This window comes from Nocardiopsis sp. JB363 (genome assembly GCF_900143625.1).
Taxonomy (GTDB): Bacteria; Actinomycetota; Actinomycetes; order Streptosporangiales; family Streptosporangiaceae; genus Nocardiopsis.
Map to the genome: position 1 here is coordinate 1 of NZ_FRFF01000143.1, position 14,480 is coordinate 14,480.

The window sequence follows — 14,480 nt, forward strand, 5'->3', positions numbered from 1 at the left end:
CCACCTCTCTATTCGTCGGCAGCGTCTGTTGTGTTTAAGAGTCAGACATACCACCACCCACCCCACAACCGGAGGGTTCTCGCCCCGAGGCCCACCACCGGGAACCGACAACGGCCAGCGGGCCCGACAAAAGCAGACGGTCGAACAGGCGAGCAAGTAGGCAAGTAGGCAAGTAGGCAAACAAGCGGACAACCAGACGAGCAGACAGAGGCGGGGCCGAATGCTTCCGGCCCCGCATCAGCCCACTAGTAGCCCTCTAGCAGCTCTTTTACCAGTGCGGACACCTGATCGGTCGCGATGAGGAACCCGTCGTGCCCGTGAGGTGAGTCGATCACCCTCGCCCGGCCGGGGGCCGGGAGTTGGCGAGCGATCTCGTCCTGTTGGGTGAGCGGGTACAGGTGGTCGCTGGTCACGCCCGCGACGATGGTCCGTTCGGGCATGCGAGCGAGCGCGGCGGGAACGCCACCACGCCCACGTCCGACGTCGTGCCCGTTCATCGCTTCGGTGAGCAGCACGTAGCTGGCGGCGTCAAAGCGACCGACGAGCTTGCCCGCCTGGTGGTCCAGATAGGACTCCACGGCGTACCGGCCGCCTTCGGCGGGGTCCTCGTCGCCTTGGGCGTCGCGGCCGAAGCGTGTGTCGATCTCTTCGGCGCCCCGGTAGGTGACGTGCGCGATACGGCGGGCCACGCCCAGTCCGTCCACCGGGGCTCGGCCGGTGTCGTGGTAGTCGCCGCCGGCCCAGTAGGGGTCGACGCGGATCGCGCGCAGCTGTGGCGCGGCCCAGGCGATCTGCCAAGCGGTGGTGGCCGCCGGGCAGGCCAGGATCAGGGCGCCACGAACCCGCTCGGGGTGGGTGATCGCCCATTCCAGGGCCCGCATGCCGCCCATGGATCCGCCGATGACCGCCGCCCAGGTGTCGATGCCGAGCTCGGCGGCCAGGTGTTCCTCGGCCCGGACGGTGTCGCGCAGGGTGATGCGCGGGAAGCGGCTTCCCCAGGGCCGCCCGTCGGGGGCGGTGGAGGAGGGACCGGTGCTTCCCTGACAGCCACCCAGGACGTTGGGGGCGACCACGTAGTAGCGGTCGGTGTCCAGGGCGAGTCCGGGGCCGACCACCCCTTCCCACCAGCCGGGGCTGAGGTGTCCCGGCCCGACGGGGCCGGTCACGTGGGCGTCTCCGGTCAGCGCGTGCAGGACGAGGACGGCGTTGGTGCCCGAGGCGTTCGGGCTTCCCCAGGTCTGGTAGGCCAGGCGCACATCCGGTAGCCGGGTGCCCGACTCCAGTTCCAGGGGTTCTTCGAGGTGTACCCAGCGGCGTTCACCCACGGGGTCGCCCTCCCGCCACCCACCGTGGTGGGGGCGGGGGGCGGGAGTAGCGGACCGCTCGGTCATTGGTGGGCCTTGGCCGCCTGGAAGCCGAGTTCGAGGTCGGCTCGCAGGTCGTCGATGTTCTCCAGACCCACGGAGAGGCGGACCAGTCCGGGGGTGGCCCCGGCCGCGGCCTGCGCTTCGGGCGAGAGCTGGCTGTGCGTGGTGCTGGCCGGGTGCACGATCAGGCTGCGCACGTCACCGATGTTGACCAGCTGGCTGAACAGCACGGTGCCGTCGACGAAGGCGCGTCCGGCCTCCACTCCACCGCGCAGCTCGAAGGAGAGCACGGCTCCGGCGCCCTTGGGCAGGTACTTCTGTCCCCGCTCGTAGAAGGGGCTGGAGGGCAGGCCGGCGTAGTGGACACGCTCGACCTCATCGCGGGACTCCAGCCATTCGGCGAGCGCCTGGGTGTTGGCGACGTGCCGTTCCATGCGCAGGGAGAGGGTCTCGATGCCCTGCAGGATGAGGAAGGAGTTGAACGGGGCGATGGCCGCACCGGTGTCGCGCAGCACCTGGACCCGCAGCTTGACCGCGAAGGCGCCGGGGCCGAGGGCCTCCCAGTACTTGAGGCCGTGGTAGCTGGGGTCGGGCTCGACGAAACCGGGGAAGCGGTCGCCGTGGGCTCCGAAGTCGAAGGTACCGGCGTCCACGACCACGCCCGCGACGGTGGTGCCGTGACCGCCGAGGAACTTGGTGGCCGAGTGCACGACGATGTCGGCACCGTGCTCGATCGGCCGTAGCAGGAAGGGCGTGGGGACGGTGTTGTCCACCATCAGCGGGACACCGACCTCGTGGGCGACGTCGGCGACGGCGCGCACGTCCAGGACGTTACCGCTGGGGTTGGCGAGGCTCTCACCGAAGTAGAGCTTGGTCTCGGGGCGGGTGGCGGCGCGCCACGCCTCGGGGTCGTTCTGGTCCTCGACGAAGGTCACCTCCACACCGAGCTTGGGCAGCGTGTGCTGGAAGAGGTTGTGGGTTCCGCCGTAGAGCAAAGGGCTGGAGACCACGTGGTCGCCGGCGCTGACGAGGTTGAAGATCGCGGCAGTGGTACCCGCCGAGCCCGAGGCGAAGGCGACCGCGCCGACACCGCCTTCCAGGGCGGCCAGGCGCTGTTCCAGCACGTCCTGCGTGGGGTTCATGATGCGGGTGTAGATGTTGCCCGGCTCGGCCAGGCTGAACAGGTCCGCCCCGTGCTGAGTGTCCCGGAAGACGTACGAGGTCGTCTGGTAGATGGGCGTGGCCCGAGCGTTGGTGGTGGGGTCGGGTTCGGCCCCGGAGTGGATCTGCCGGGTCTCGAAGGACCAGGGCTGCTCGTTGGCGCTGTCGGTGCTCAAGTACGGGCTCCTACAAAAAGCAGACTGAAAGAGTAGGGAATCATCGCGAGGCTAGCATCGACACCGGTCAGGTGGCCAGTAATCACACAAAGTCCGCAGTGTTCTCCTCCTGTGACGATACGCACTCAGGTGCGGTCGGCGCTGACGAGTAGATAGGGGATGGCGAGGAACAGACGCCCCGAAACCGCGCGCGCACGCTGTTCGGCGACCCACTTCTCCGCCTGTCGCGGGCTCAACGCCCCGGCGTCTCGTGCTCGGGAGGCCAACCCGGTGAGCATCGGCACCGCCGTGTCGTCGGTGAACACCGCCATGGCGCCCTCCGCCTCGATCCCGGTGAACCCGGCCGCGCGCAGCAGTTCCGGCTGGCGGCGGGGCGCACTCGGGTCAGGCATCGCTCGGGCGTTGGCGTGGACCAGCGTCCGCGTGAGTTCGGTGTCGTCGGCGGCGATCATGAACGCGTCCCAGTCCTGCCCGACCAGTACCAGGCGACCTCCGGGTGCCAGGACCCGGTGGGCCTCGGCCAGGGCGCGCTCGGGTTCGCGGATGGCGTGGAAGACGCGTTCGGCCCGGTATCCACGCGCGGCACCGTCGGGCAGAAGCAGACTGTTGGCGTCGGCCATGGCGAACTCGGACTCGGGGTGCCGGTCCCGTGCCGTCTGGAGCATGACCGGGTCGATGTCGAAACCGACGGCCCGTGCCCCCTCCGCCCGCATCTCGGCCACCGCCGTCCCGCCGCCGCAGCCCACGTCCAAGACGGTGTCACCCGGCCGGTAACCGAGGAGTCCACGCACTCGGGCACGCAGCGCGAGCGCGTCGGGGCGCCGTTCGGCCTTGTCCAGGCGAGCGAGGAGCTCGGGGGTGTCCATGGGTGCACATCCTCTCAGGTGGGCCTTCGGGATCAGCGGCCGGCATCGCCGATCAGGGCGGCGACCACCTGTGGCAGGGCACTCTCCCGGCCCTCTCGTAGCGCCTCTTCGAAGACCGTTTCTCCCAGTTCGGCGCACAGCAGCGTTTCGATGCGGTCGACGTCGCCGCGTTCGGCGGCGGGCATGGGCGCCCCGGAGTCCTCGCGTGCCCGGGTCGCGGTGCCCAGCAAACGAGCCGACTCCTCCAAGCATCCGAGGAGCGTGTGCGCACCGGCGATTCCCTCCAGCGCCAGGGCCATGGCCCGGGTGTCCTCGGTGCCGTGGGCCGCGATCAGGCCCTCGGTGTGCAGGCGCAGCGCCTCATCGGCGTCCCCGCGCAACTCCGCGACGAACCCCAGTTCGGACAGGGTCAGCGCGGTGCCCGGCCACCACTCCACCCGCCGCGACCAGTCCACCAATTCGGTCAGGTAGGCCTCTGCCTCGTCGAGGTGTCCCCTGCGGCGGGCGGACAGCGCCAACCCCATCTGAGGGTGCTGGCGTTCGGCGATACCGCCCTGGCCCCGGACCAGGTCGGCCGACCGGCGGTGGAGCGCGTCTGCGCGGTCCAGATCGCCCTCCAACAGGGCCAGCCGGCCCAGCCCGGACAGCGAACCGGCGACCTCCACCGTCAGGTCCAGCTCCTCGGCGGCGGCCAGGGCGGCCTCGTGCAGTCGTCGGGAATGCCCGTACTCGCCCCGGATCTCGGCGAGGACCGCCAGGACCCCGCGGGCGTTCATCCGCCCCCAGGAGTCGCCGAGCCGCTCGAACAGGTCGAGCGCCTCGCGGCCCTGCCCTTCGGCGTGGGCGAGATCGCCGCGCCCCAGGGTGTGGGAGGCCTGGGCGACCAGCGCGGCGGCCAGCCCCCAGTCGTCACCGTGTTCACAGAAGACGTCCGGCGCCTGGTCGACGAGTTCCTCACTGACCTCCTGATCGCCCCGGCTCTGCAGGGCGATTCCGAGCGTCAACGCCAGTCGGGCCCGGCTCAGGTCCGCCTCCGGGCCGGCCTTGAGGGCGGCGCGGGCCTGTTGGGCGTGGTCGTGGCCGGTGCCGTTGAGGATCTCGAACACCGTGCCGCCGGCCTCGATCGTCGCTTGGAGCTCGGGGTGGGCGTCGGCGCCGTGGACCGTGCGGACCAGGGTGAGAACGCGCTGTCCTTCCCGGTAGCGACCGCGCAGGAACCAGTACCAGGTCAGGCCGCCCGCTGTCTCCAGGGCGGTCTCCGCGTCGCCGACGGCGACGGCGTGGTCCACAGCCGCGTACAGGTTCGCCGCTTCGGCGTCCAGGCGCCGGATACCCCGCCCTTGGCCCGGGCCGAAGAGGGTGGCGTGCTGTTCCTCGGCCAGGCGGGAGAAGTGGCGGGCGTGCCGGTCCCTGAGCGTGCGGGTCTCCCCCGCCTCCGCCAGACGCGCGCGGGCGTAGTCGGCGATGGACTCCAGCAGGTGGTGGCGGATTTCGTCGGTGCACGGGTCGACGGTGGCGGCCACCAGGGAGCGGTCGACCAGACGGGTGAGGGGGTCGAGCACATCGTGGTCGGGGTCGGCACAGACCGCCTCGGCGTCCTCGGGGTGCCAGCCGCCGGTGAACACCGACAGGCGGCGCAGCAGGACCCGTTCCCGCTCGTCGAGGAGGTCCCAGCTCCAGTCGATCATGGCGCGCAGGGTGCGCTGGCGCGGGGGCAGGTGGCGCTGGGCGGTGGCCAGGAGCCGGAAACGATCGTCCAGGCGGCACAGCACCCCGTGCACGCCCAGGGCCCGGATCCGAGTGGCGGCCAGCTCCAGGGCGAGGGGGATGCCGTCGAGTCGGCGGGTGAGTCGGGCGACGTCGGGGGCGTTGGCCTCGGTGAGCTCGAACCCGGGACCGGCCGCGCGGGCGCGCGCCACGAAGAGTCGTACGGCGGCGTACTCGTGCGCTTCGGCGGGGTCGGAACCGGACGGGGGCACGGGCAGCGGGCCGACCGGGTGCAGGTGTTCGCCGGGCACCCCGAGGGGTTCGCGGCTGGTGGCGAGGACGCGCAGGTCGGGCAGGCGGGCGAGCAGGTGGGCGGCCAGGTCACCGATCGGTTCCAGGAGGTGTTCGCAGTTGTCGAGCACCAGGAGGGTGTCCTGGCCGGTCAGTCCGCGTACGAGGCGTTCACGGGTCTCGCCCTCGCCCTCGTCCCGGAGGCCGAGGGTGCGGGCGAGGACCTCGGCCGGGTCGGCTCCCCTGGCGTGCGCGGCGTACTCGACCATGTGGGTGTCCCCGTCGAGTTCGTGGGCCAGGGCGGTGGCCAGGCGGGTCTTGCCGACCCCACCGAACCCGGTGAGGGTGACCAGTCGTTCGTGGGCCAACAGGGACCGGATCCGGCTCAGGTCGTCCTCTCGCCCCAGCATCTCGGTGAGGGGTCGGGGCAGCCGTCGTCGAGGGACCCCGCCACCGCCGGATTCCTGGCGGAGGATGCGTGTGTGCAGGTCGGCGACCTCGGGGTCGGGGTCCACGCCCAACTCCTCACGAAGTCCGCGCGCCAGGTCCGCGAAGAGGCGCAGGGCCTCGGCCCGACGTCCGTCCTCGTTCAGGGCACGCATCCGGGTTACGACCAGGCGCTCGCGCAGGGGATTCTCCGCCAGCGGTTCGCTCAGGTCCCGCGCGACCTGCCGGTGTTCACCCAGGTCGAGGCGGGCCAGGGCGTACTCCTCGATGGCGGTGAGCCATTCCTGTTCAAGACGCGCCCGAGCGGGTTCGGTGAACGTCTCGTCCGCGAGGTCGGCCAGAGCCGGACCGCGCCACAGCTCCAGGGCCCGGGCGAACAGTCCGGCGCGTGAACCCGGGTTCTCGTCGGCGCGGGCCCGGGCGACCAGCACCTGGAACCGTTCGGCGTCCACCGCTTGCTCGGCCGTGTGGAGCAGGTAGCCGGCCGAGCGGAAGCGGACCCGCTCCCCCGCGTCGGGTTCGGCGGCCGACAGGGCGCTGCGCAACGCCCACACCTTGCGTTGCAGGGCCCGGTCGGGTCGCAGCGGCGCGTCGCCGAACCCCCACAGGTGGTCGACCAGGGTGTCCACCGGAACCGGGCGTCCGCGGGCCAGAAGGAGGGCACCCAGCAGGACGCGCACCTTGCGTTCGGGGACGTCGACGGAGGCACCGTCGTCGGTCCGGACGATGAGTGACCCGAGCACACCGAAACGCATGCACTCACCGTACCGAGTGCGAGGCGAGGGTGTTCCGAGTGCGGCACCGCCGAGGGTGGACGCGACCGACCGAGAAAGCGAGAAGGAGTGTGGTGACCATGGGGTCGCTCAGGATGATCGTCATCGTCGGCAGTGTGCGCGAGGGCCGGTTCGGGCCCACCCCGGCCCGGTGGTTCGTGCGGCTGGCCCGAGCCCACCTCGACTGGGAGGTGGAGGTGGTCGACCTCGCCGACGTGGACCTGCCGCTGCGCATGGTGGAGGAGTCCCCGCTGCCACCGCACGTCGCGGAGCTGGGACCGCGTCTGGCGGCGGCCGACGCGTTCGTCGTCGTCACGCCCGAGTACAACCGGAGTTTCCCCGCCTCGGTGAAGAACGCTGTCGACTGGTTCCACGACGAGTGGGCGGCCAAGCCGGTGGGGTTCGTGTCCTACGGCGGGATCTCCGGGGGCGCCCACGCGGTGCAGCAGCTGCGTCCGGTCTTCGGGGAGCTGTGCGCGGTCACGATGCGCGACGCCGTCCACTTCGCCGACTTCTGGGAACTGTTCGACGCCGCCGGCGACTGGCCCGCGGACGACGAGCGGAGCAAAGGTTCGGCGCAGGCCGCCCACGGCATGCTCGACCAGCTCACCTGGTGGGCGCACGCGCTGCGCGATCGTCGTTCCCGCACCCCGCATCCCGCCTGACCCGGAAGGCGAACCATGAGTTCCGTGAGAGAGAATCCACCCCGCGCCGGCCGGACCGCCTGGCTCGGTCTGGCCGTACTGACCCTGCCCATCTTCATGATGGCCAACGACATGTCCGTGCTGTTCCTGGCGTTGCCGGCGATCGGCGCGGACCTGCAACCACAGGCCACCCAGTCCCTGTGGATCCTGCACGTGGGAGAGCTCCTGGGCGCCGGGCTGGTCCTGACCATGGGCCGGCTCGGTGACCGGGTGGGACGCAGGCGCCTGCTGCTGATCGGGTTGGTGGCCTACGCGGTCTCCTCCGCCCTGGCGGCTTTCTCCCCCGACCCGGCCACGTTGATCGTGGCGCGGGCGCTGATCGGCGCGTCGGTGGCGACCATCTCCCCGTCGACGCTGTCGCTGTTGCGGTCGATGTTCCCCGACCCCAAGCAGTTCGCCACGGCGGTGGCACTGAACCTGAGCGCGTTCTCCGTGGGCATGGCGTTGGGACCACCCCTGGGCGGACTGCTGCTGGAGTTCTTCTGGTGGGGTTCGCTGTTCCTGATCAACGTGCCGGTGGCACTGTTGGCGCTGGTCACCCTGCCGTTCCTGCTACCGGAGTACCGCGACCCGAACCCGGGGCGCATGGACGTGCCCAGTGTGCTGTCGTCCACGGTGGCATTGGTGTTGCTGGTGTACGGGCTCCAGGAACTCGCCGCGCAGGGAGCGCGGCCGTCGCTGCTCGCCGCCGTCGTGGTGGGTTCGGCGCTGCTGTGGTGGTTCGTGCGACGTCAACGGCGGCTGGCCGATCCGTTGATGGACCTGAGTATGTTCGCCCGCCCGATCTTCGTCCTGGCGGTGACGATGGGCTTCCTCATGCTGCTGGCCGCCGCCGGGACGGACCTGTTCCTGGTGCAGTACCTGCAGTCGGTGCTGGGGATCTCCCCCGGCCTGGTGGGAGCGCTGCTCATCGTGCCCGCGGTCGCCGGTTTCGTGGGCACGATGCTCACCCCGGTCCTGGTCCGCTTCCTGACCACCGGTGTGGTGGTCGGCGGCGGGATGCTGGTGGCCGTGGCCGGGTTGGCGACGATCCTGTGGGGAGCCGGCCAGGGCAGCGCCTGGCTGCTGATCCTGGGCAGCACGGTGACCTCGATCGGCGGCGCTCCGGCGATGACGCTCGGCAGTCAGTTGGCGTTGTCCTCCGTGCCGATGGAACGCACCGGTTCGGCCTCGGCCGTCACCGACGTGGCCGCGGGTCTGGGACAGACGCTGGGGTTGGCGTTGATGGGCAGTCTGGGGCTGCTCGTGTACCGCACCGGGATGGCGGACGCGTTCGCCGGTGACGTTCCCGAGGCGGCGCGGGGAAGTATCGGCGGGGCTCTGGCGATCGCCGACGACCTGGGCGGCTCCGCCGGGTCCGCCCTGAGGGACGCGGCCGTGTCGGCGTTCGGGCAGGGCCTTCAGGTGACGGCCGGGGCCGGCGGTGCCCTGTTGACGGTGGCCGCCGTGGTGATGCTGGTGAAGCTGCGCGGGCACCGTGCGGACGAATGACCTCCACGCGTGTGGACGGTGGGGGACCTGGGGAGTGTGGTGTCAGGGGTCGCGGGTCCTCCCCGACCGGCCCGCACCGACGCGGCCTGTCACCACCTGTCAGCACACGCACGAGGGACAATGACGAGATGACGAACGACATTCCCGACGGTCCGGGTGGAGAACCCGGTTCCTTCGACGAGTTCCTGGCCAGGTTCCTGGGCGCCCGCGGACCCGTGCGCCGCGTCGACCTGTCCAAACTGATGAGCCCCGAGGCCCGACAGGTCGCCGACGCCGCCGCCCGTCGCGCCTTGGAGAGCGGCGGCGCCGACGTCGACTCCGTCCACCTGTTGTGGTCGCTGCTGCGCTACGCGCCCACCCGCAAGCTCGTGGAGCGCACCGACGCGGACACCACGCCGCTGGAGGACGTGATCGAACAGGCGGTCGCCAAGGCCCCGCGCGCGGTGCGCGGGTCGGCCAGGCTGACCCCGTCCGCCAAGCGGGCCCTGCTCGACTCCCTCCAGATCTCCCGGGCCACCCGGAGCCCCGCCATCATGCCCGAGCACATTCTGTTCGCGTTGGCGGTCAACCTCGACCACCCGGTCGGGCAGCTGCTGCGCGACCAGGGCGTCACCCCCGAGTCGCTACAGAAGGCGGCCGGACCCGTGTCGCCCGCCGACCAGACCGAACCCGAACCGTCCCCGACACCGACGCTGGACGAGTTCGGCACCGACATGACCGCGCTCGCCCGCGAGGGTCGCCTGGACCCCGTGGTCGGCCGTGACGACGAGGTCGACCAGTGCATCGAGGTACTGGCCCGACGGCGCAAGAACAACCCCGTGCTCATCGGTGACCCCGGTGTGGGCAAGACCGCGATCGTGGAGGGCATCGCCCAGCGCATCTTCGACGACGACGTCCCCGACGTCCTGCGCGGTCGGCGTCTGGTCCAGCTGGACCTGTCCGGGATCGTGGCGGGCACCCGCTACCGGGGCGACTTCGAGGAGCGGCTCAACGGCATCGTCGAGGAGATCCGCGCCCACTCCGAGGAACTGCTCATCTTCATCGACGAGATCCACACGATCGTCGGCGCGGGCGCCTCGGAGGGCTCGACCAGTGCGGGGAACATGCTCAAACCGGCGCTGGCCCGCGGTGAGCTGCACATCATCGGCGCCACGACGGTGGACGAGTACCGCAAGAACGTGGAGAAGGACGCGGCGTTGGAACGTCGCTTCCAACCCATCCTGGTGCCCGAACCGTCGGTGGAGGACACCGTCGACATCCTGCGCGGGCTGCGTGACCGCTACGAGGCCCACCACCAGGTGCGGTTCAGCGACGAGAGCCTGGTGGCCGCCGCCGAGCTGTCCGACCGCTACGTCACCGACCGGTTCCTGCCCGACAAGGCCATCGACCTCGTCGACCAGGCCGGTGCGCGGGTCCGGCTGCGGTTGAAGACCTCCAGCACGGCACTGCGCGAGATGGAGAGCCGGCTCAAGGAACTGGAGGAGCAGAAGGAGAGCGCGGTCCAGGAGGAGGACTACGAGAAGGCGTCCCGGCTGCGTGATGAGCTCAGCTCCGCCAAGAGCAACATGCACCAAGCGCGCGGGACCGGTTCGGCCGTCCCCGAGGTGGAGCCGGCCGACATCGCCGAGGTGGTCTCGCGCAGCACCGGCATCCCGGTGGCGCAGCTGACCCAGGAGGAACGGGAACGGCTGGTCAACCTGGAGGAGGTGCTGCACGGCCGGGTGATCGGCCAGGACGAGGCGGTCACCGCGGTGTCGGAGGCGATCCGCCGCAACCGGGCCGGTCTGGGCGACCCGGATCGACCGGTGGGCAGCTTCCTGTTCCTGGGGCCGACCGGTGTGGGCAAGACGGAGCTGGCCCGGGCCCTGGCGGAGTCGCTGTTCGGGTCCGAGGACTCCATGGTCCGGATCGACATGAGCGAGTTCCAGGAGCGGCACACCGCCAGCCGGCTCACCGGTGCCCCTCCCGGGTTCGTGGGTTATGAGGAGGCCGGTCAGCTCACCGAGGCGGTGCGACGCCACCCCTACTCGGTCCTGCTGTTGGACGAGGTGGAGAAGGCCCACCAGGACGTGTTCAACCTGCTGTTGCAGCTGTTGGACGACGGGCGGCTCACCGACGGCCAGGGTCGGACGGTGGACTTCCGCAACACCGTGGTGATCATGACGAGCAACCTGGGGTCGGAGGTCATCACCGGTGGCGGCGCGATGGGGTTCACCGCGGGCGGACACATGGACGCGGACACCGAGCGTCGGGTGATGCGCCGGCTCAAGGAGGAGTTCCGGCCCGAGTTCATCAACCGCATCGACGAGGTCATCGTCTTCCAGCAGTTGGGCGAGGAGCAGATCGCGCAGATCACCCGCCTGATGCTCAAGCGGACCGAGGAGCGGTTGGCGTCGCAGGACATGTCGATCCGCTTCACCGACGAGGCGGTGCGGTGGCTGGCCACGAAGGGGTACCAGCCCGAGTTCGGGGCACGGCCGCTGGCGCGGACCATCCAGCGCAACATCGGCAACCGGCTCTCGCGCATGGTGCTGGACCAGCAGATCGGGGCGGGTGACCGGATCGTCGTGGACGTGGATCCCGCCGAAGAGCTGACCATCGCCACCGAATAGGGAACGGGCCCCGAGGACCGGTTCTGGTTCTCGGGGCCCGTCGTCGCGTGGGGTCAGGCGGCCAGGCCGCTGGTGCGGATCTGGTCGCGGATCCACTCCCCCGCCGGCTTGAGCGAGTCCGTGCCGGTGAAGGGGCCGCCCGCGTCGCAGGTGCCGGGCTCGAAGACCGCGCCGGAGCGGTCGTCGTCCGAGTAGTTCCAGTTCACCCAGCTGATCTGTTCCCGGGCCATGAGGTCGAGATAGCGCTGGGCGGAGTCGAAGTCGTCGGCGCCGTCACCGGTGTGCTCCTGGGTGCCGAACTCGGTGACGAACAGCGGCAGCTCCTGGGTGGCCTGTTCGAAGACGTCGTAGTGCCCGCCCCCGTGCGAGGCGGCGTAGAAGTGGTACACGTACATGATGTTGTCGGCGTCCACCGGGTCGTCGAGGATCTCGGTGTGGTCCGACCCCTCGGACACGCCCAGCGACGACCACGCGCGGGTACCGACGAGCACGAGCGCCTCGGGGTCGGCGTCGCGGATCACCGGGATGACCTCCTCGGAGTAGCCCTTGATCGCGTCCCAGGAGACACCGTTGGGTTCGTTGGCGATCTCGTAGAGCAGGTTGTCCTTGTCAGCGTGGGTCGAGGCGATCTCGGCGAAGAAGTCGCGTGCCAGTTCGGTGTTCACGTTCGGGTCGCCGGGGGTGAGCATGTGCCAGTCCACGATGACGTACAGACCGCGCTCGGTGCCCTCCTCGATGAGCTCGTGCACCCGGTCGGTGAAGCCACGCGGGTCGGTCTCGTAACCGTCCTCCTGGATGTACATGGACACGCGCAGGACGTCGGCGTTCCAGTCGTCGGACAGGGCGTCCAGGGAGGCGTCGGTGAGGCAGTGGTCGTACCACTGCAGGCCGTGCGAGCTCATCCCGGTGAGCTGGACGGTGTCGCCGTTCTCGTCGCAGAGCTTGATACCGCAGACCTGGAGCTGTCCGTGCTCGGCGATGGCGGTCGTCGCGGGGTCGGTGGAGGCGGAGGCGACGGGTTCGGCCTCTTCCGGCGCACCATTGCCGAACAGGGCGGCTCCGAGTAGGAGCGCTCCCACTGCGGCCAGGGAGAGGGTGCGGTAGGGATGCCTGGGGGTGGGACGGAGACGCGCCAAGGTGTCCTCCAGCGGGGAGTGGATCGGACGCGGCGGGGCGACGCGAATCCGGAAGGAAGGTTTCCCGTTGAAGCTAAACAGTGGTGGCGCAGACGTCAAGGGGGGCTGGTGACCGCCCCGTGGGACGCACCTGGTCGTGTGCGCCCCACGAGGGGATCCGTGGAACCCGACCTCAGGCGGGTTCCGGTTCGGGTTCGGGATCCGGGCTCGGCTCCGGTGGGACCGGTTGGGGCGGCATCGGTGCCGGCGGGAACGGATCCGGTGGCATCGGATCGGGCTGACGTAGGGCCCGTTCCTCGCTGTGCGCGCTCATCCGACTTCCTCCTCTCGTCCGACCGTCTCGGTGGTTCGTGGTCGGTCCTGCCCGACCGAGATGAGTTCCGTGTCAGGACCGGCTTTCGGGGGCGGGGCCGCCCTCGTCCTCGGGGACCCGGGAACCCGCCAGTTCGAAATCCTCGGCGGCGTCCTCGGGTCCGGTGTCGCGGGGCCTCCCCTTCTCCCCGCGCGAAGGCTGATTCAACCGACTTCCCGCCCGCTCGTTGAGCACACCGACGGTGTCGATCAGGCGACCGATCCGGGAATCGGCGGCCTCCGAACCATGACGCTCCATCGCCATCTCCGGAGCCTTCGGCAGCAACCGACCGGCCACGCGCATGGCTCGCTGGGTGAACCCGGGGGCCACCCCGTGCACCGCCATCCCGATCCGGGTCACCGGTGTGAGGATGAGGAACCCGCGCCCGCTCGCGGCGGCGTGCACGATGCCGCGAGCCGCACGTTCGGCGCTCACGCTGAGCAACGGCAGCCCGGCGGCCAACGCGAACCAGGCGTACTCGCGTTCGGGGTCGCCGGAGAAGAGCACACCCTTGTGCGAACCGGTGCGCATCAGACCCGGCACCACGGTCAACACCCGCACCCCGGTACCGCCGGTCTCGGCGGCCAACCCCTCCGACAGCGCCGCCCACGCGCGTTTGGCCACCGAGTACGACAGCATGTGCGGCACCGACAGGTAGGCGCCGATCGAGGTCACGTTGACGACGGTTCCGCCCGTGCCGCGCATACGTTCGACGGCGGCGCGGGACAGGTGGAACGGGCCCCAGAACATGATGTTCATGGCCTGCACGAAGTCCTCGTCGGCGATCGTCTCCTGCGGGCCCACCCGCATGATGCCGGCGCTGTTGACCACCACGTCCAGCCGACCGAAGCGTTCGACCGCCTCGTCCAACAGCGCGTCGACCGCCTTCGGGTCGCCGATGTCGCAGATCACGCCGTGGGCGTCCACACCCCGTCCGGTGAGTTCGGCGACGGCGCGGTCCAGGTCCTCACGTCCCCGGGCGCAGATCACCACCGAGGCGCCGGAGGCCCCGAACTCACGGGCCAGTTGGAGTCCCAGACCGCGCGAGCCGCCGGTGACGAGCGCGACCTTGCCGCGCATGCGTCGGGTGCGGCGACGCTCGGACAGGGCCGAGGCCCCCACGCCGAGGGCGGCCCCCGCGGCGCCCCAGGCGAGGAGTTCGGTGTTCTGTCGGGCCGCGGACGGCGGTGGCTCACAGCGTCGGCGGTAGCGGTTCCACGCCCACCGGGCACCGGCCAGTGCCAGGGCTCCCTTCAGGCGGCTCATGGGCGCCCCCGTTCCACAGGAGAGTGGTGGCGGGTGTGCGACATGTGTTCCCCTGTTCGGTCGGGTTCGCGGGAGGAAGTTGTGGGTGCTGCGATACCCGGCGCCCTCGGTGGGAAAACCGTGGCCGCCCA

Annotated in this window: 10 protein-coding genes; 3 read left to right on the top strand and 7 right to left on the bottom strand. The window is 70.6% G+C overall.

All coding sequences use genetic code 11. The annotated features are described in order from the left end of the window. Nucleotides 1-245: 245 nt before the first annotated feature. The 4 genes from BQ8420_RS23435 to BQ8420_RS23450 form a co-directional block, all read right to left on the bottom strand. Nucleotides 246-1,391: a homoserine O-acetyltransferase gene (locus BQ8420_RS23435; protein WP_087101328.1), complete on the bottom strand. Its 1,146-nt coding sequence runs from the start codon at nt 1,389-1,391 to the stop codon at nt 246-248. Then, nucleotides 1,388-2,704, bottom strand: a complete 1,317-nt coding sequence (locus tag BQ8420_RS23440; RefSeq protein ID WP_087101329.1) for a bifunctional o-acetylhomoserine/o-acetylserine sulfhydrylase — start codon at nt 2,702-2,704, stop codon at nt 1,388-1,390. Before BQ8420_RS23440 ends, BQ8420_RS23435 begins: the two co-directional genes overlap by 4 nt. 125 nt (nt 2,705-2,829) lie before the next feature. Beyond that, the gene (locus BQ8420_RS23445; protein ID WP_087101330.1) at nt 2,830-3,570 is read right to left on the bottom strand and encodes a methyltransferase domain-containing protein; all 741 of its coding nucleotides are present in this window, start codon (nt 3,568-3,570) and stop codon (nt 2,830-2,832) included. 32 nt (nt 3,571-3,602) lie between these two features. After that, nucleotides 3,603-6,770: a BTAD domain-containing putative transcriptional regulator gene (locus BQ8420_RS23450; RefSeq protein WP_087101331.1), complete on the bottom strand. Its 3,168-nt coding sequence runs from the start codon at nt 6,768-6,770 to the stop codon at nt 3,603-3,605. Nucleotides 6,771-6,868: 98 nt separating this feature from the next. Between BQ8420_RS23450 and BQ8420_RS23455 the strand changes: the two genes are divergently transcribed. The 3 genes from BQ8420_RS23455 to BQ8420_RS23465 all read left to right on the top strand — a co-directional run bounded on the left by BQ8420_RS23455 (nt 6,869) and on the right by BQ8420_RS23465 (nt 11,595). Beyond that, nucleotides 6,869-7,453: an NADPH-dependent FMN reductase gene (locus tag BQ8420_RS23455; protein WP_087101348.1), complete on the top strand. Its 585-nt coding sequence runs from the start codon at nt 6,869-6,871 to the stop codon at nt 7,451-7,453. A 24-nt stretch (nt 7,454-7,477) separates the two neighbouring features. After that, nucleotides 7,478-8,983, top strand: coding sequence for an MFS transporter (locus BQ8420_RS23460; RefSeq protein ID WP_235006441.1), 1,506 nt, complete (start codon nt 7,478-7,480; stop codon nt 8,981-8,983). A 128-nt stretch (nt 8,984-9,111) separates the two neighbouring features. Then, entirely contained in the window at nt 9,112-11,595 is a 2,484-nt protein-coding gene (locus BQ8420_RS23465) for an ATP-dependent Clp protease ATP-binding subunit (protein WP_087101333.1), read from the top strand. Between the two features lie 53 nt (nt 11,596-11,648). On the opposite strand, the gene BQ8420_RS23470 is transcribed toward BQ8420_RS23465, so the two are convergent. From BQ8420_RS23470 to BQ8420_RS23475, 3 genes are all read right to left on the bottom strand, one after another. Beyond that, a complete protein-coding gene (locus tag BQ8420_RS23470; protein ID WP_087101334.1) occupies nt 11,649-12,731 on the bottom strand; it encodes a glycoside hydrolase family 5 protein in 1,083 nt (360 codons plus the stop codon). A gap of 172 nt (nt 12,732-12,903) precedes the next feature. After that, complete coding sequence (locus tag BQ8420_RS32445) at nt 12,904-13,044, bottom strand: hypothetical protein (RefSeq protein WP_200816064.1); 141 nt, start codon at nt 13,042-13,044, stop codon at nt 12,904-12,906. A gap of 72 nt (nt 13,045-13,116) precedes the next feature. Beyond that, a complete protein-coding gene (locus tag BQ8420_RS23475) occupies nt 13,117-14,349 on the bottom strand; it encodes an SDR family oxidoreductase (protein WP_087101335.1) in 1,233 nt (410 codons plus the stop codon). Nucleotides 14,350-14,480 lie beyond the last annotated feature (131 nt).